This is a genomic window from Blastococcus deserti (genome assembly GCF_042682525.1).
GTDB lineage: Bacteria > Actinomycetota > Actinomycetes > Mycobacteriales > Geodermatophilaceae > Blastococcus_B > Blastococcus_B deserti.
The window spans coordinates 154,777-172,541 of the sequence record NZ_JBHUHP010000014.1 but is presented as its reverse complement, the minus strand read 5'-3'; the positions used below and the strand labels follow the sequence as shown (position 1 = coordinate 172,541).

The window sequence follows — 17,765 nt, the reverse complement described above, 5'->3', positions numbered from 1 at the left end:
CCGGCAGCGTAGCCACCGGATCTCGCGCCAGTTCCCGCAGCGCCTACACACGGTGAGACATCCGGCGCCTGAAGGGAGGGTCCCGGTGCGGCGGCGAGCTCGCATCGGAGGACGATGGCGGCGGCGTACGGCGACGCACGTCACCCGTCGGGCCTTACACGGGGTCGGCATTCCAGGCACGAGTGAGGGACCGCGACCCACGTCACATCGCGCAGCTACCCGTGACCCTGCAACATGTTCGCGTGCCAAAACAGCAGCGTAGCTACGCCATCATCGGGTCTCGCGGTTACCCCAGTACGTATGGGGGCTTCGAAACCTTCGTGCGTAGATTGGCGCCCCATCTCGCCAAACGTGGTGCGGACGTCACTGTCTACGGCCGCGAGGCACGCCTTCGCCCCAACACGGAGATGATTGACGGCGTCCGCGTGGTCCATACGCCCGGCCTGGACCGCCGAATCACCAGCACACTCAGCTACGGATTGACTGCCGTAAGCCATGCGACCAGTCAGCAGTTTGACGCGGCACTGGTGCTCAATGTGGCGAATGGCTATTGGCTCCCCCTGTTGAAGAGGAAGGGCGTCCCCAGCGTTGTCAACGTCGACGGCATAGAATGGGAACGCAACAAATGGAGCCGACTCGGCAAGGCGGTCTTCATGAGCGGGGCGCGCCTAACGGCCAGATACGCCGATAACATCGTCGTGGACTCCCGCGCCATTGGGGACTATTGGTCCCGCCGTTTCGCCAGATCTTCCCGTTTCATCCCATACGGGGCGGATGTGACCAGCGCGCGAAGTTCCGAACGGATCGAAGCACTCGGCCTGAGCCCTGATTCGTATCTTCTGGTAGTGGCTCGCTTGGTTCCGGAGAACAACGTGGATCTGTTCCTGGACGCACTGGAGAGCCTGGACACCGGCGTCCCGGCCGTTGTGGTCGGGTCATCCGTCGGACGGTCAGCAATCGAGCACAGGCTCCGCGAGCTGCAGCGGCGTCGACCGTCCCTCTTGTGGTTGGGGCATGTATCGGACCAATCTTTGCTGGAGGAGCTTTGGCAGCACTGCGCTGTCTACGTGCACGGTCATTCCGTCGGAGGCACCAATCCGGCTCTGCTGCAAGCGCTTGGTCACGGCAGCCCCACCGTCGCACTCGGGACCGTCTACAACCGAGAGGTTCTCGGCGATGGGTGGCCGGTCTACCGCGCGGGCGAGGCGAGGTACTTGGCCACCATGCTTGGCGATCTCTTAGTCGATCCGGCCCGCCGTCAGAAGTTGGCTGAATCCGGACGTGAGATCATCCGGGCTCGCTACCTGTGGTCGGATGTTTTGAACGATTACGCGGAGGCACTGGATGAGGCGGCACAACAGTCGGGGTCTCGCCGTTGACGAGTGAGCGTCGGTCTAGTCCAGCGATCGGATGACGCGCGCCGGGACGCCAGCTATCAACGATCGCGGGGGGAAATTTCCCTTAACGACGGCCCCAGCAGCAACAACAGAGTTAGGGCCGATGACCGTGCCGTCGAGCACGGTCACTTTCACCCCCAACCAGCAGCCATCGCCCACCGAGATGCCCACCTCAGTGACACCTTGATCTCGTACAGGGCGTGATGAGTCACTGAAGACGTGTTCCTGAGAGTGGAAACTGACGTAGGAGCCGCAAATGACGTCATCGCCGATGACCACCCCGCCCGACGCCCCCACGTGGCAGTAGTCCCCCAGACCGCTTCGCGCTCCCAGTGAGAAACCCTTCCCCATTCGTGACACGTGGCTCGTGACGGTGACAACGCAGTAGGCGCCGATTCGTGATCCGACCCCAAGCCGCACCCGTTCACTGGCGTAGCCGTCGAGCTCGGAGTAGGCGCCGACACTACACCATGGGCCAAAATCGATTCCGCGCTTCCCTCTGATTCGAACAGCCTTCCCCAAGAAGGCGGGAGCACGGACACGACCAATCCCTCGAATCAACTGGACCATCGCACGGCGGCTGATACTGACAGCGAGGCCCGCGGGCAACAGAGGGTCTACCTCACCGGACCGCCCCGCCCGCGTACGGGCATGGTGCAGCACGCGACTGGCGATGGTTCTATTCACGACACTGCCTCCAGGCGGCAAGTCTCAAGGCGACCGCCGCACCTGTTCGACCACGGTTCTCCGGATGGTCAAGGTATTGGAGCATGTTTTCGTACCAGTCCCAGAAGAGGCATAGTCGCAGATGCTCACGCGCACGGGACGCCCCTACCACTGAGGCTAAGAGACCTTGCAACTCCGCCACCGGAGGCTGCCGCCCCGCGTCGACACTGCTTTGGCAGACGAGGTGCACGACGTCGAAGAAGGCTGGACGCATTCCCACTGCGTCATAATCAACAACTCCAACCCCGCCACCATACAGAGAAAAGACGTTCCTCCCGGTGAAGTCGCCATGACTGAGGTAGAGCTCTGCCGCCAGGCAGCGCGGGAGGTCCGTCAGCAGGTCGTCGACGACGGTCGGATCCAAGATTCCGGTTACATCCGCGAACTCCCGCACTCGAGCCGCATCGAGGACGACGGCGGGATCCACACCGAAAGTCTCCCGTGTGACCGCCGCACTCTGTGCACGCCAGCCCATCTCGATGGCAACCTGCGCCAGCGTTGCCTCGCTGAGCCTCCGCTTGCTCCTGGGCAAGTGCTGATACTGGATGACCTCGGCGCCCACGTGATGTCCGTTCGCCATGCGCAAGGAACCTCCTATGAGAACGCGGACTCCTTCGACGCGCCGGAGCTCTAGTTCCAATTCTTTGGTGCCGCGAAAGGCCTTCCAGAAGACCGGCTCGTGCCCGTGCCGGAGGATGACCGGGCCCACGAACAGAGTGTTCTTGTAGTACCCCGTGTAGAGCAGTAGCGCTCGGAGTGGTTCAGCGCTGGCTTCCGACAACCGGTGCAGAGTCGACCCCGCTGGCTCGGGGAGTCCAGGCCGCCTCAAGACTGGGACTGGCAGCGCGAGTGCCGCCCGCTCTAGCGCACCCCGCATCCCGTCCAGGTAGCCCAGTAGAGGGTACAGGCGGCCGGGATTCGGGCCTACTCCGATGTACCGCGGGTTCCGCGACAGGCCCCTGAGCCAGTGCACCTGCACCATCAGTTGGCGTACCGCTTTGCTATCGCCGAGGCCGTAGCGCCCCAGCTCAGCTGGCGTGATCGTTCGATGGCACGGTGGCGTCGGCGGCTCCACGCTTCACCCGCAGCATGTCGCTCCTCGGCCAGAGTTGCGATCTTTTCGGCCATCCCAGCTACCAAGTCGCCGTGAGGACGTCTAGGGGCCCAAAGGCCAGCGTCCGCTGCCATTGCCTCCGTACCGGTGCCCGCTACGCCGACTACCGGCAGGCCAGCGGCAAGAGCCTCCGCGACTACGCCATCCTGATTGGCGAGGCTGGGATACAGGAACACGTCGGCCTCCGCGTACAGATGCCGTAGCGCCGCTTGATCCAGCCAAGGAATGAAACGCACATGATCCGCTATCCCGAGAGATGCAGCATGGCGCTCCAAGCGACTGCGCAAGGGCCCGTCTCCCACCATCGTTAGAGACGCGTCAGCGCCTTGAAGGCGCGTGGCGCGCACGGTCTCAAGCGCCACCGCGCCACCTTTGATGGACACCGACCGACCAACATGCAGCAGCCGGAGTGGGCCCGCCGCATCGCCACTTGAGACTTTTTGACCGGCCAGGCCGCCGCCGAACGTCTGAAATTGCACTTTTCCGCTCTTGCGAAAGACGGAAGGCACGTCCGAGTTCGCAAAGAGAATTACATCCGTTGCCGATATGGCCCGCCGCAGGTTCGGGTCCAGATGCCAGAAGACTCGCTTCGTGATGGCTTTCGCCGCTTCGCGGACAAGTCCACGAGTGCGCTCGAGGCGGACATACGAGGGCGGGAGCATGGGCTGATGGCAGATGGGGCCCCACACGACCCTGACATCCTCCAGTTTGATGAAGTGCGGCGCCCAGTCGGTGTGGAAATTATACTGATGGACGACGTCGAATGAGCGCTCCTTATGCAGTCGCCTCAGGAGGCGGCCCACGCCAACCTGCCACGCGTAATAAAAGGCGATTATGCCCCGGCCGTTCCGTTTCAGCTTAGTGAACGCTCGGGGCGGGTCGTATCCAACGACCCTGACACCAGCGAGGTCTTCGTCAGCTTGCAGGTGGACAGCATTGTTCGGCCGCGTCACTACGGTGATCTCGTAGCCCTGCCCCTGCAGGGCCTTCACGAAGTTATACCCACTTCCGGGCTCCGAGCCTTTTCCGCGCTCTATCTGATAACAAATCACCGCAACTCTCACAGCCCTGCTCCCCAGGCTACGACTAGCCGGGAGACCTCGTCGGTCACGACATCGAGTGGCCGTTCATTGTCCACTTCGACTAAGGTCGTATCCGGCCAGGCGACCTGTCGCCACTCCTCGAACTGGCGCTCAATCTCATGCGCCGGCAGTTCTGGCTTTCTTTGCAGGACGGTGCCCGTCGAGGCGCACACTAGAACGATTGCCTGTGGCTTGGGTATCAGCGGCGAGAGTACCCGAGCAATACGCGGACTCCGCAGACCATACCGGCGCCAGTCGACCACCATGTCCCACCAACCGCGCTCGACGATGACAGGAACACCACGACGCCGAGCGCGACGAATGATAGTTCGGTGCCCCACCACGTAGTCCGCGGCATAGTAGAGGGCCCGGGCTAGCTCCTTCGCGCGGCTATTGGCCGCAACATCGTGCGGCCGATCATTCACACCTTCGCTTACGCTTCTGCCGACGAGTTCACGCGCCATTGGTAACGCGCCAGGACGCCAGTAGAGAAGAAGTGCGCCCGTACGTTCCGCCACAGCGCTGGCGACACTCGACTTTCCGCACCCATCCGGCCCGACGATCCACACGTACGAGCCTCTATGCTGGTTCACGTTCCCGCGCACCGTACGCTGTCGTCTCACAGGCAGATCTTAGACGTTGGGAGCGTAGCGCTTGTCGGCTGCATCTACGCGTGGCCGTACGCTCCTGCTCGGGCTCATGTCGCAGGCTGCCACCAGCCTCACCAACCTATTGGTTTCGCTAGCTGTGGCGGCACTCCTGGGCCCGTCGGAGTTTGGCCTCTATAGCTTGGCGTTCGCCGCCCTATTGTTGGCCACGGCCCTGCAGACGGGCTGGGTGGGAGACACGCTCACCGTGCTCGGCGAGCGTGTGCAGGTGGCCGCCCGCTGGTGGCAGCACGTTGTAACGGCGGCGGCAGCTTCGATCATCTTCCCTGTTGCGATCCTGCTGGGCATGAATCGGGCTGAAGGGCTCGCTCTGTCATGCCTCACGGTCGTGTGGCTTTACGAGGAGTACGGCCGCCGGAGGCTCATGGCCGCGCTGCGTTTCGGGTCGCAAGGAGTGAACGACTTGATCTACGGCACCGTCACCGGAGTGGCTGTTGCAGGCTTGCACGGCACCAACAAGCTCTCCGTGACAACCGTGCTCTTGGCCATGGCGGCCGGCGGTTGCGCAGCGGTGCTCCACGCCCAATTGCTATTGCCGCGGAAAACGCGCATCTGGTCGTCGTTCGGCGAGCTCGCCTTCCGCGCGGAGGTTTTCCGCTACGGCGTGTGGAGGTCAGCGCAGGCGGGCCTAGGATCCGCTCAGACGCTTGCGGTCAGGTATGCGACGGCGGCAGGGGTGTCTCTGTCCGCTCTCGGGAGTCTGGAACTTGCTCGACTAGTCGCCGCCCCCCTGATGACAGCGCTCGCAGGGTTCGCCAGCGTCCTCTTGACCACCACGTCTGCCGAGGAGCACCTAGGGCGACGCCGTCATCGATCAGGCCGACTCACCGCACTCCTGACCGTGCCCACCGCCGTCTACACGGCACTCGTGCTTTGGCAGTTTGACGCCATCGCAAAGGTGGTCGGGGATGGTTACCAGCCCGATCGGTGGTCGCTCGCCGGGTGGCTCCTAGTGGCTCTCATCATTGGCCTCACCCAGACCGTATCAGTGCGCGCCCTTATCGAATTGCCCAGCAGAACGACATTCGTGCTGCGGACGTGGGGAACCGTCATCGGTACTGTTACCGCCACCGCGTGTGCACTCGGCGGTTTGGTGGCGGGAGTACCGTTCGGACTTGCCGCGGGCACGGTCATCGCGGGCCTATTGCTTCACCGACGACTGCGTCGCGGTGCGAAGGATCAGGAGGCACCGAGGCGGAGTGGAACCTCCCGGTAGAGAAACCTGACGCCGCGCTTCCAGCCCCCCGGTGTCATCAGTGCTCGGCTCAGCGCTTGACGGCGAAGGATGGCGATTGGCGTCCGTAGGAAGGCCTCAGCGTTGGGGACGCAGGGCCCGAAGATGCGCTGGAGCGCGCTGTTCAGTTGTGCGACATCCCTCGTGTCATTCGGACGCAAGAGCGGGGCGTACCGCTCCTTGAAAGAGTCGTGCGCCAGCCGAGGGTAGACACAGGCGGCAAGCGCCTGGTGGACCGGGGAGGCGACCATGTGCCCGTCCCCGTCAGGACGAGCGGCGGCGACGACGGCACCCGCGTCAGCCAACTCCACAGCGCGCCACTGGATACCAGGGAGCAAGTCCAAGTGGCCCCAGGAGTACACGTATGACGTCACGTACGAACGACGAGTCACGGAAACCGGCTCACCGACGTGTTCGTGGAGAAGCCTCTCACTGAGGCCCGGGTCGGTCACCACGATGTCCCAGTCCCCACCCCTCTCCAGGTTTGCCCAAAGGTCCGGGGCCTTGGCGACTGCGTATCCCAGGGAGCGCATGTCCTCGAGCCAACGGGCCAGAGCGTCCTTGGGGATGGTCATCCCTGTGCCGCGCCGCGATACATGGCTTCGTAGCGGTCTCGCAGGCGGTCCCATGTGAACGAATCCAGAACGGCCTTTTTTCCGCGCTTGCCCATGGCGTCACGATCGGCTGCGGATAGGGCAAGAAGATTCCTGAGTCCGTCCGCGATGGACGCAGCGTCCGCGGAGACCACCATGCCGGCGGCCATCGTACGGACCAACGTCCCGGTGTTGGTCTCTTCCGTGACCAGGACCGGGACTGAGCAGTGCATCGCCTCGAGCACTGCGGTGGGCAAGCCTTCCCGCCGGGAGGTGTGAACGAACACGCTGCAGGCCGACATGGTCTGCACCAGCTCCTTTCGATTCTGGATCGGCCGACGGACACATACACGGTCAGCTATCCCTAGCGCGCCTGCACGTTGGCGTAGCCACGACTCAGAGTCACCCACGGATGGTCCAATAAGCAGAACCTGGCGTCCGCCAAGGAGACCTGCGTCGGATGCCACCGCATCGAGCAGCAGGTCTAGACCCTTGGTGCGGACGTCCAGACGACCGACGAAGAGTATGGGTCCGTCCCCCGCGTAATCGTCCGTCACGTGCTCACCGAGGTCGAGCGGGAACGCGAGCTGAATAAGTCTACTGCCCGGGGCCAACTGGCTCACGCGCCGTCGTTCTTCCCCCGACAGCACCTGTACCGCCCGAGCCGACCGAAGAAGGCGTCGCTCATGTGCGGCGACAAGTGCCTGCTTGACCAAGCCGGCGGCTCCTCGCATCGTCGCAGCGTCGTATCCGCCGTGCGGCGTCACCACGTACGGGCGCCCGAGCCGGGCTGCCCACAAGTGGTCGGGCTGGAACACCGAATGGAGGTGAACGACGTCCATATCCAGCGCCCGCTCAGCAAGTATCGACCGAGCCTCTCTCGTCGGGATTTGTAGATAGGCTCCGGTGACTCCCCGCACCGCGTGTACCGGCAGATCTAGCACATTGATACCTTCGTCGAGCCGCTCCGCTGGAGCGGTGACCGCGCGAGTGAAGTGCCAGACCTCCACGACGTGCCCGTCGTTCTGTAGGTGATGTGTCAATCGTCGAGTAGCGGCATGGACACCGTTGGCTCGAAGCGCTTGTATGTTTCCCACTTGCGCGATTTTCAAGGTGACACCATTCAGTGATGACCGTCCGAGGCGGCAAGCCCGGGGCTCTGATCCGGCAATGAGCCGAGTGAGCTCAATGCCGACCGTAGTCGTCTCGCAAAACTATGGCTCGAGAATCGGTCCACCGCCTCCGCCCAGCCCTGACGCGCGAGTCGCTGAGCGTAGACGGGATCGTCCAGCAACGTTGCGATCGCCTTGGCCAAGCCCGCTACCGCCTCCGGCTCAACGAGGAGCCCTGTCTCGCCGTCTCGAATTATCTCGCTGAGGCCACCGACGCGAGTCGCCACGACTGGGCGGCGATGGAAGAGCGCCTCCACGGCAACGAGCCCGAACGACTCAACACGGGAAGGCACGAGCACAACGTCGCACGACTCGTAGTATGGACGAGGATCTTGAAAGCCATCGAAGCTGACATGCGTGCTGAGATCAAGCTGACGAGCAAGGCGGTGCAGATCCTCGACCACGGACTCATAGCCGGGGAAGCACTGCCCTACTAGAGAGAGGGAAACGTCGTATCCCTGCTTACGCAGCAGAGCCACGGCGCGGATTGCAACGTCCTGCCCCTTGCCTCGCGAAAGCCTACCGACGACGATCAGGCGACTCGATTCACGCGAGCCAGCGTCCTCTTGTAGTCTTCCGGCCAGAACGGGAATTCCATTGTGGACCACACGTATCCTCGACGCGGTTCGTGCATTGGTACCCGCCGCTATCCACGCTCGCGTGCTCTCACTGTTCGCTATGATCAGACGCGCCAGACGAAGCGGCCATAGCAGAATCAGACTACGAGCTTTCGACATCCCTGGCTCACTCTCATGCACATGGCAGACGACCGGCACGCCCGCCAGTCGGGCGGCCAGCACCCACACCGGCGCGGTCACGGTACTGACGTACACGGCATCGGCGTCGCGGCGGATCACTCTGGCCAGGGACCGAAGCGAACTAATGAACCGAAAGAGGAACCGTACCGAATTGCGCAGTCCGCGCAGTTCTATGCGACGCAGGACTGGGTAATTTCGCACATTATAGCGGATATTGCGTGCTCGCAGGCGGGCGGCAAGGGGACCCTCGCTCGGAAGGACAGCCACTACTGTGCCAGGAAGCTCCTGGACAGTCTCCAGGAACATCCGATCACTGCCGTACATATCGGCACTGGGGTGTACCGCGAGCCATCGCATGCGAGGAGTCTGCCCTACCCGGCTCTCATCGATGTCACTGGCTACTCGATTCCCTCAACTGACCTCAAGCCTCCCACTCTGCCTCTCCGACGCCAGTCATGCGAAACCTCCTGGACGCGGCTCATCGGGATCCCGAGCCGGTCCGCCCAGGCGGGATTCGGCAGTACCGGTGATTTCTGGTCAAGAAGCACGGCGTGATGGACGGCCCGCCCACGGTGGCGTCCCCGGCTTCGAGTACCGCGCGGGCTGAAGTTGCTCCCCTGGGACCTGCGCGTGGACGTTGTCAGCGGCTTATGGTCGACGAGTGCTCGTTCTTCCGGGCGGCCATCCGTTGCCGCTGCGGGACGACGGTGTACTTCGGATCCCGGGCGCTGGCCATGCCGGCGTCGAAGACGCCGAACCTCGTCAGCAGCGACCCGGCCGCCAACAGCGTTCCTGACGCAATAGCCCCCAGCCGCGTGCGCCCGGCCAGCACCGTCAGACTGGCGCCCGCCGCGGTGCAGGTGCGAGCCGCGCGCATCAGCTTCCCGGCCCGCCCCTCGTGGTACGGCTCGGAGACGACGCTCTCGTCACCCTCCACCTGGTGCACCACCGCCAGCTCGATCGCCGCCCCGGTCACCGCCATCTTGCGAGCAGGACCGGCCTCGTCGACCGGCGTGAACACCATGCAGAGACCGCCGCCGGCGGCCATCGCGGAGCCGGCGAACACGAACGGCAGCTGCTTGTGGAAGTGGTGCCACGACGGCACGGCGGTGTTGGCCAGCAGCACCCCGGTGTAGGTGGCCAGCGGCCCACCGAACAGCGCCGCCACCGCCCCGCCGAACCGCTTGAGCCGCGGGAACCAGCCCAGCAGCTCCACCGCCGCCGTCGCGCTCGCCGCGGCACTGAAGGGAGCCAGGATGTACGAGCCCACCGACAGCGGCGACGTCGGCTTGAGCACCCGCAGCATGTGCAGGAACCGCTCGGGCCGACCCAGGTCGTGGATCAGGAAGACCACCGAGGCCAGCGAGCCGGCGCCGGCGGTGGTCCGGGCGACCCGGGTGAGCGTCGGGCGACCGGTCACGTCGGCCAGCGCGGCCAGGATGGACGAGGAGCCCGCCGCCCCGCCGAGGAACAGGTACAGCGGCACGTCCGGCGTCTTCCACACCGGCGGCTTGATGATCGGACGCCCGTAGTAGGAGGTGAACTCGACGTCGTCCACCATCGCGACCTCGCCGCGGCCCCCGCCGCCGCGACGGCGTTGCTTGCCGGAACGCTGCACCGCAGGTCCGCGGTCGGCCTGGCGCCACCCGGCGCCCGGACTGGTGATCCCACCGGTCATCTCAGCGCCTCCGCGAGCCGAGGATGGCCGACAGGGCCACGCCGACCATCATCACCGCGGCCGCTCCCGCCGATTTCCACATCGCGGGCAGGTCCCGCGTGGTCACGACCGGGTCCGGCGGCAGGCCGTAGACCTCGGGCTCGTCGAGCAGGAGGAAGAAGGCACCGGCTCCCCCGACGCCGTCGTTCTCGTCGCGCCCGTACAGCCGCGCCGTCTCCACGCCCTGCGACTTCAGCGTCGCCAGCCGCGCGTCCGCGCGGGCCTGCAGCTCGTCGAGGTCGCCGAACTGGATCGACTGCGTGGGGCAGGCCGTCGCGCAGGCCGGCTCCTTGCCGTCGGTCAGCCGGTCGTAGCACATCGTGCACTTGAAGACCCGGCCGTCGTCCTTGCGCTGGTCGATGACCCCGTACGGGCAGGACGGCACGCAGTAGCCGCAGCCGTTGCAGATGTCGCCCTGGACGACGACCGTGCCGTACTCGGTGCGGAACAGCGCGCCCGTCGGGCAGACGTCGAGGCACCCCGCGTGCGTGCAGTGCTTGCACACGTCGGAGCTCATCAGCCAGCGGATCTGCTTGTCGGTGCCGCTCTGCCCGGTCTGCGGGTCGTACTCGGACAGCGCCTCGGCGTTGAGCACGCTCTGCTGCGCGTCGGCCAGGCTGACGTCCTCCCCCGCCTCGGCCGGGGACGGTCCGCTGTCCTGACGGTCGTCGCCGGGCCGGCCGAACGTCGGCATCGGCAGGTCGACGGTGCGGGTCTGCTCGATGAACGCCACGTGCCGCCACGAGTTGGCGCCCAGCTGCCCGGTGTTGTCGTACGACATCCCCGACAGCCCGATGACGTCCCGCTTGCCGTGGGAGTCGTCCATCGGCAGGAAGTTCCACTCCTTGCACGCCACCTCGCAGGCCTTGCAGCCGATGCACACCGAGGTGTCGGTGAAGAAGCCGACCCGCTTCGGGTGCTCGGGCTCGTAGCCCGCCTCACCCTGGACGTCGGGCAGCGGCCCGTACAGCCGGTTCTGGGGATCGCGGCCGGTGAAGGCCGGGCTGGCCGAGCTGATCGTCACAGCGCTCCCCGTTCGACTCCGGGCTCGTTCCGCTCCTCGGTCGCTGGCGCTCCCTGCGATGCTCGCTCACCCGTCGTCCTCACACCGGCGCCCCTCTCTGCTGCGGTCACGACTGCGTCGACCCCTCGCCGGCCGAGGCCTCGACCGGGTCGCGCCCGTTGAGGCCCACGCGACCCGACGGCACCCCGGCCCGCCGGCGGTAGGACTCGACGAACTCGATGAGCTCTGGTCCCCGCGGCCGGCGTCCCGGCCGGATGTCGGCCGTGCTGACCTTGTCCTCCTGGATGTGCGTGTTCGGGTCGAGGACGATGCCCAGCAGGTCGTTGGCGGCGTCACCGGTGGAGATGCCGCTGTACGACCAGTGGTAGGGCATGCCGATCTGGTGCACCACCTGGCCGTCGCGCAGCCGGATCGGGCGCACCCGCTCGGTCACCAGCACCTTCGCCTCGATCGCCGTGCGGGAGCTGACCAGCGTGGCGTAGTCGCCGTGCGTCAGCCCGCGCAGCTCGGCCAGCTCCGGGCTCACCTCGACGAAGAACTCCGGCTGCAGCTCCGACAGGTAGGGGAGGAAGCGGCTCATCCCACCGGCGGTGTGGTGCTCGGTGAGCCGGTAGGTGGTCACCTGGAAGGGGAAGACCTCGCTGCGCGAGGGGTTCTCCCGGTTCCACGGCCCGGGGATCCGCTCGAGGGTCGGGTTGGCCTGCTGCTTGTACAGCGCGTTCTCGACCACCGACTCGGCCGGCTCGTAGTGCGTCGGCAGCGGCCCGTCGACCAGGCCGGCCGGCGAGTACAGCCAGGCCTTGCCGTCGCCCTGCATGACGAACGGATCGTTGCCGGCGAGCGCGTCCTGGGCCTTCGCCCCGTCGGGCGGCACGTAGTCGGGCCGCTTGTTCTTCTCGAAGTCGGGCACGTCGAGGCCGGTCCACTCGCCGGCCGCCTCGTCCCAGTACACGTACTTCTTGCGCTCGCTCCACGGCTTGCCGTCCGGGTCGGCCGACGCGCGGTTGTAGAGGATGCGGCGGTTCAGCGGCCAGGCCCAGCCCCACTCGAGAGCCGCCGGCCCCTGTTCGCGGCCGGGCTTGCGCCGGGCGGCCTGGTTCACCTCGTCGGCGTAGACGCCGCAGTAGATCCAGCAGCCGCCGGTGGTCGAGCCGTCGTCCTTCATCTGCATGTAGGACGACAGCGCCCGCCCGTCGGGACCGACCCCGTTGATCTCGCGGAGCACGGCCTCGGCGCTGGGCTCGTCGTCGTGCCCGTGCGTCGGGTAGTCCCAGGTGAGGTCGAGCAGCGGACGGTCGCGCGGGTCGGTGGAGTCCTTCAGCCGCTCGCGCAGGATGCGGCCGAGGTGGAAGTAGAACCACAGGTCGCTCCTGGCGTCGCCCGGCGGCTCGACCGCCTTGTGCCGCCACTGCAGCACCCGCTGGGTCTGGGTGAAGGTGCCCTCCTTCTCCACGTGCGTGGCGGCGGGCATGAAGAAGACCTCGGTGGCGATCGTCCCGGGGGCCAGCTCGCCCGTCTCGATCTCCGGCGACTCCTTCCAGAAGGTCGCCGACTCGATCATCTGCAGGTCACGGACGACGAGCCAGTCGAGGTTGGCCAAGCCGAACCGGTTCATCCGGCCGTTCGGGTGCCCGACCGTCGGGTTCTCGCCGACCAGGAAGTAGCCGGAGACCTTGCCCTCGATCATGTCGGCGATCGTCCGGTAGGAGCTGTGGTCGCCGTTGATCTTCGGCAGGTAGTCGAAGCAGAAGTCGTTCTCCGGCTGCGCGGCGTCGCCCCACCAGCTCTTGAGCAGGCTCACCATGTAGGCCCGCTTGTTGCCCCAGAAGCCCGCCTTGCCGGCGGCGTCGGCCACGTACTCGTCGAGGTTCCCGTGCTGCAGCGCGTGCGGCATCGGCAGGTAGCCGGGCAGCAGGTTGAACAGCGTCGGGACGTCGGTCGAGCCCTGGATGCTGGCGTGCCCACGCAGCGCGAGGATCCCGCCGCCGGGACGGCCGATGTTGCCCAGCAGCGTCTGCAGGATCGAGCAGGTGCGGATGTACTGCGCGCCGACGCTGTGCTGCGTCCAGCCCACCGAGTAGACCCACGCCGTCGTCCGGTCGCGCTTGCTGTTCTCGGTCACCCACTTGGCGACCTGCTCGAACACCGCCGGTTCGATGCCGCAGACCTCGGCGACCATCTCCGGCGTGTAGCGGGCGTAGTGCCGCTTGAGGATCTGGAACACGGAGCGCGGGTGCTGCAGCGTCTCGTCGCGCTTGGGCTTGCTGGCGATCGGCGGCCCGCCGCTGCCGGCCGCCTGGGCGCGGTCGGACTTCTTCACGTCGGGGTGCTGATCCGAGCGCTCCTGCTGCCCGGCCTCGGCCGGCTGTTCGGAGCCGGAGTGCGGCGCCTCCTCCGGCTCGTACTGCCAGCTGGACTCGTCGTAGGTGCGGCTCTCCGGGTCGAAGCCGGAGAAGACGCCGCCGAGGTCCTCGGCGTCGACGAAGTCCTCGCTGACGAGCGCGGCCGCGTTCGTGTAGGCGGCCACGTACTCCTTGAAGTACAGCTCGTTCTGGAGCACGTAGTTGATCAGCCCGCCGAGGAACGCGATGTCGGTGCCCACACGCAGCGGCACGTGCAGGTCGGCGATCGCGCTGGTTCGCGTGAACCGCGGGTCGATGTGGATCACCTTCGCGCCGCGCGCCTTGGCCTCGACCACCCACTGGAAGCCCACCGGGTGGCACTCGGCCATGTTCGAACCCTCGATGACGATGCAGTCGGAGTTCGCGAGGTCCTGCTGCGTGTTCGTGGCACCGCCACGTCCGAACGAGGCACCCAGACCGGGCACCGTGGCGGAGTGCTATATGCGGGCCTGGTTCTCGATCTGGATCGCTCCCAGGGCGCTGTAGAGCTTCTTCATGAGGTAGTTCTCCTCGTTGTCGAGGGTTGCCCCTCCGAGGCTCGCTATCCCCATGGTGCGGTTGACCCGCTTGCCGCCGTCCGTCTCCTGCCAGCCCTTGCGGCGGGCCTCGAGGACGCGGTCGGCAATCATCTCCATCGCCGTGTCGAGGTCGAGGTCCTCCCACTCCGTCCCGAACGGACGGCGGTACTTGACCGTGGTGACCCGGGTGTTGCTCGTGACCAGCTGCTTGCTCGCGCTGCCCTTCGGGCAGAGGCGCCCGCGGCTGATCGGGGAGTCGGGGTCGCCCTCGATCTGCACGACCTTCTCGTCCTTGACGTACACCTTCTGGCCGCAGCCCACGGCGCAGTAGGGGCACACGCTCCGCACGACGCGGTCGGCGGTGGCGGTGCGCGCCACGACGGACTCCGTGGCCTTGCTGCGCGCGGCCTTGCCGCGGCCCAAGGGATCGGAGCCGGTCAGCTGCCGGTACACCGGCCAGGCATCGAGCCAGGTCTTCACTCCTGGAACTCTGCCACCCGGAACCTCGTGCGTCTCGTCGGAGCTCCGCGCGTGTCCGGTTGGGCCTCGAAGAGCAGACCCTGGGTCGCTGCACCGGGCCCGTGCGGATCCTCACCGGACGGCCGGTATGGCCCGTCGGCGCGGCGGTCGCGCTCACGGCGGCGGATGACGGGCACGGCGGCGCCGAGGAACAACGCGGCCGACACAGCGAGGACCACCCACGCGACGAGAACCCATGCCCACCAGGACATCGCGCACCCCCTGGCGGTCAGGGTGCTCCGGACGGATTGCTTCGGCAATTGGCTTCGTCGCGCTGACGAGGGCTTTCGCACCTCAGGGCAGGACGTCGGCCTCCAGGTCGAGGCCGAGCGTCGCGGCCGCGCCGGCCGCCAGCAACCAGAACCCGAAGCTGAAGCACTTGCGGACGACGTCCACGTGCGGATGTTCCCCGCGCCGCTCGGTGCTCCGCATCGCTGCCCCTCTCCTCGTAGGCATCGAAACCTAGGGGCAGGCGACGCCCGGCCGACGACGGATGTGACGGGCGGGACGCATGATCCCTGTCGTCGGCCATCCGTTATGTCCCAAGGGTCATGCGGCGCGATCTTGTGCCGAGACCCGCCGGTCAGGCCCGGGGGCGGATGGCCCGCAGGGTCAGGAGGGCGGCGGCCGCTGTCACCACCAGCATTCCGGCGCCGACGGCGATCGTTCCGGGGGCACCGATCCAGAACAGCGCTGCAGCGACGGCGATGACGGCGATCAGTTCCACGACGACGACGGCGACCAGGACGACGACCAGCAGCCTTGCCACGTGGCGCAGCCTGGCAGAGCTGGAACCGGTCGTCAGCCCTGCGCGAGGCGCCCGCAGGAAGTCAGTCTGCCGATAGCCGCTCGGCCCGCGGCCCGGGGCGGCTCCGGGATCGACCGGGCGCCAGGGTCAGCGCGACGAGGGCCACCGTCGACACCATCCATCCGGTGATGACGAAGAGGTCGCCCCGGTGGATTCCGTGGCTCGGGGAGAGCTGGAACAGGACGGGGCCGTCCTCGATGTACTGCCCGGTGACCAACAAGAACGCGAAGCCCGTGAGCACCGCGCCGATCACCGAGGCGTACAGCCGACGAAGCACCCGCGGAACGCTCATCGCGCGCGGCGTGCACGGGGCAGACGCAGCGTCGCGGTGGCGACGGGATCGGGTGCGGGGAGCCGCGACTGCTGCCATCAGTGCGGCACTCCCGGTGCGGATTCGTCCAGCCGGCCGATCGGCAGCGTCTCGTCGCCTTCGGCCGGCGGGATGTCCGCCGGACCCGGCAGCTCCTCGGCAGCGGCCTCCGGCTGGGGCTCGGCCGTGGAGGTGACGGGGTCGGAGACAGGCGCCGTCTTCGCCGGGGCCGGTGCCGGCTTCTCGTCAATGGGCTTCTCGTCAATCGGCTCCGCGGTGGGTTCCACGGCCCGGGCGGCGGGCTGTACCGGCTCGGCTGCCTGCGTCACCGGCTCGGTCACCGGCTGGGCCGGCTCCTTCACCGGTTCCGCCGCCTTCGTGACCGGCTCCGCGACCGGAGCGACGGCCTCCGTCCCGGGGGCTGCGGATTCCTGCACGGGGGCTGCGGCCTCCTGCACGGGAGTCGACGCACCCTCCGCCGCCGACTGCACCGGTTCGACGACGGGCTCCGCGACCCGCGCGACCGGCTCCACGGGCTCGTACACGGGTTCCACCGCCGGAGCCAGCGTCTGGATCGCGGGCGCGGCAGCCTCCTGCACGAGAGCGGGAGCTGCCTCGACCACCGATCGCCCGGACCCGGCCACCGGTTCCACGACCCGGGACACCGGCCCTGCCACACGCTCGACCGGCTCGACCACGCGGTCCACGGGCTCCGCTACCCGCTCCACGGGCTTCGTCACCGGCTCGACCACCGGCTCCACGACCCGCGTTCCGGGCTCGACCACCGGCCCCACCACCGGACCGACCGGTCGACCCGGCCCCGCCACCGGTTCCAGCACGGTCCCGACCGGTCCTACCGGCGCGCTTCCCTCGGCGGGGCCGGGACCCCCGTCCGGCGGCGGGGCGACCGGTCCGGCCGCCGGTGACGTCGGCTCGTGCGCTCCCGGAGCGGCGCCCGGAGAGCCGGCCGGCGACGGCGGGCCAGGCTGGGCGACGACGGGTGCCGCCACCGTGTCGCCGGACGCGCCGGCGACCGTGCCACGCGAGGGACCGGCGACCGTCGTCCCCCCGGCCGCCGCCCGCGCCGATGGAGCCGTTCCCCCGTCGCACCGCGCCGCCGAGGCGCCCAGCGCGTCAGCGGCGGCCCGCCGCAGGAGCGTGTCCCAGCCACTTCCTCCCCAGCTCCGGCCCATCCCGCCGGCGTCCGGGGTGAACTGCCTGCCCACCTGGCTGATGTCGGGCCCTCCGGGTGTTTCCCCGCCCCCGTTCCCCGGCCACGGGTCCGAGGGTCCGTACGCCTGCGGCGGTCGCGACCAGTCCATCGGCGACTGTCCCGCCAGCACGATGGCCGCGAGAGCCGCGGCGGTCAGCGTCCCGGTCGCGCCCCACAGCGCCGGAGTCGCCGTTCGCCGCACCGGCGCCGCCCACGACGCTTCCTCGTGCCGGGGCTCCTCCTCCTGAGCCCGGTGCTCCCCTTCGTGCGGAGCCCGGTGCCGGCCCGCGTGCGGTCCCGCATGGTTCGGGTCCTGCCGTGCCTGGTGCCGGCCCATGCCTGCTCTCCCCCACCCGATGCCGATGCGTGCCCGCCCGGCATGCACCGGTTGTCCCACGACCAGGAGCTCTGCCGGGGGCGCCGCGGAACGGAACCACCCGGTACCCCCAGCGGTCACCGCGCACACCCCGTATGCGGGCCGACGCAGCCCGAGAGGAGCCACCCCCTCCG

The 17,765-nt window shown here is 67.4% G+C and carries 15 protein-coding genes; 2 read left to right on the top strand and 13 right to left on the bottom strand.

Annotated elements, in window-relative coordinates:
- Positions 1–242 precede the first annotated feature (242 nt).
- The gene (locus ACFSHS_RS14540; RefSeq protein ID WP_376877369.1) at positions 243–1,379 is read left to right on the top strand and encodes a DUF1972 domain-containing protein; all 1,137 of its coding nucleotides are present in this window, start codon (positions 243–245) and stop codon (positions 1,377–1,379) included.
- 15 nt (positions 1,380–1,394) lie between these two features.
- Here ACFSHS_RS14540 and ACFSHS_RS14535 read toward each other — a convergent pair whose 3' ends face one another.
- The 3 genes from ACFSHS_RS14535 to ACFSHS_RS14525 all read right to left on the bottom strand — a co-directional run bounded on the left by ACFSHS_RS14535 (position 1,395) and on the right by ACFSHS_RS14525 (position 4,229).
- Positions 1,395–1,748 carry an acyltransferase gene (locus ACFSHS_RS14535; RefSeq protein WP_376877470.1) on the bottom strand — a complete coding sequence of 118 codons (354 nt, stop codon included), beginning with the start codon at positions 1,746–1,748 and terminating at the stop codon, positions 1,395–1,397.
- Positions 1,749–2,076: 328 nt separating this feature from the next.
- A complete protein-coding gene (locus ACFSHS_RS14530; RefSeq protein ID WP_376877366.1) occupies positions 2,077–2,904 on the bottom strand; it encodes a phosphotransferase in 828 nt (275 codons plus the stop codon).
- Positions 2,905–3,104: 200 nt separating this feature from the next.
- On the bottom strand, positions 3,105–4,229 hold the full coding sequence (locus tag ACFSHS_RS14525; RefSeq protein ID WP_376877363.1) for a glycosyltransferase family 4 protein: 1,125 nt from the start codon (positions 4,227–4,229) through the stop codon (positions 3,105–3,107).
- Positions 4,230–5,018: 789 nt separating this feature from the next.
- Here ACFSHS_RS14525 and ACFSHS_RS14520 point away from each other — a divergent pair.
- Entirely contained in the window at positions 5,019–6,203 is a 1,185-nt protein-coding gene (locus ACFSHS_RS14520; RefSeq protein ID WP_376877360.1) for a hypothetical protein, read from the top strand.
- A gap of 589 nt (positions 6,204–6,792) precedes the next feature.
- On the opposite strand, the gene ACFSHS_RS14515 is transcribed toward ACFSHS_RS14520, so the two are convergent.
- From ACFSHS_RS14515 to ACFSHS_RS14475, 10 genes are all read right to left on the bottom strand, one after another.
- Positions 6,793–7,911, bottom strand: coding sequence for a glycosyltransferase family 4 protein (locus tag ACFSHS_RS14515; RefSeq protein ID WP_376877467.1), 1,119 nt, complete (start codon positions 7,909–7,911; stop codon positions 6,793–6,795).
- A gap of 26 nt (positions 7,912–7,937) precedes the next feature.
- On the bottom strand, positions 7,938–9,050 hold the full coding sequence (locus ACFSHS_RS14510; protein WP_376877465.1) for a glycosyltransferase family 4 protein: 1,113 nt from the start codon (positions 9,048–9,050) through the stop codon (positions 7,938–7,940).
- 334 nt (positions 9,051–9,384) lie between these two features.
- Complete coding sequence (nrfD, locus tag ACFSHS_RS14505; RefSeq protein WP_376877357.1) at positions 9,385–10,422, bottom strand: NrfD/PsrC family molybdoenzyme membrane anchor subunit; 1,038 nt, start codon at positions 10,420–10,422, stop codon at positions 9,385–9,387.
- A 1-nt stretch (position 10,423) separates the two neighbouring features.
- Positions 10,424–11,485, bottom strand: a complete 1,062-nt coding sequence (locus ACFSHS_RS14500; protein ID WP_376877354.1) for a 4Fe-4S dicluster domain-containing protein — start codon at positions 11,483–11,485, stop codon at positions 10,424–10,426.
- A gap of 106 nt (positions 11,486–11,591) precedes the next feature.
- A complete protein-coding gene (gene fdh, locus ACFSHS_RS14495; RefSeq protein ID WP_465252829.1) occupies positions 11,592–14,312 on the bottom strand; it encodes a formate dehydrogenase in 2,721 nt (906 codons plus the stop codon).
- 12 nt (positions 14,313–14,324) lie between these two features.
- Complete coding sequence (locus tag ACFSHS_RS22580) at positions 14,325–14,885, bottom strand: hypothetical protein (protein WP_465252828.1); 561 nt, start codon at positions 14,883–14,885, stop codon at positions 14,325–14,327.
- A gap of 333 nt (positions 14,886–15,218) precedes the next feature.
- Positions 15,219–15,356, bottom strand: a complete 138-nt coding sequence (locus ACFSHS_RS14490) for a hypothetical protein (RefSeq protein WP_376877351.1) — start codon at positions 15,354–15,356, stop codon at positions 15,219–15,221.
- A 151-nt stretch (positions 15,357–15,507) separates the two neighbouring features.
- Complete coding sequence (locus tag ACFSHS_RS14485) at positions 15,508–15,693, bottom strand: hypothetical protein (RefSeq protein WP_376877348.1); 186 nt, start codon at positions 15,691–15,693, stop codon at positions 15,508–15,510.
- 61 nt (positions 15,694–15,754) lie between these two features.
- Complete coding sequence (locus ACFSHS_RS14480) at positions 15,755–16,024, bottom strand: hypothetical protein (protein WP_376877345.1); 270 nt, start codon at positions 16,022–16,024, stop codon at positions 15,755–15,757.
- A gap of 77 nt (positions 16,025–16,101) precedes the next feature.
- Positions 16,102–16,827, bottom strand: a complete 726-nt coding sequence (locus ACFSHS_RS14475) for a hypothetical protein (RefSeq protein ID WP_376877342.1) — start codon at positions 16,825–16,827, stop codon at positions 16,102–16,104.
- Between the last annotated feature and the right edge of the window lie 938 nt (positions 16,828–17,765).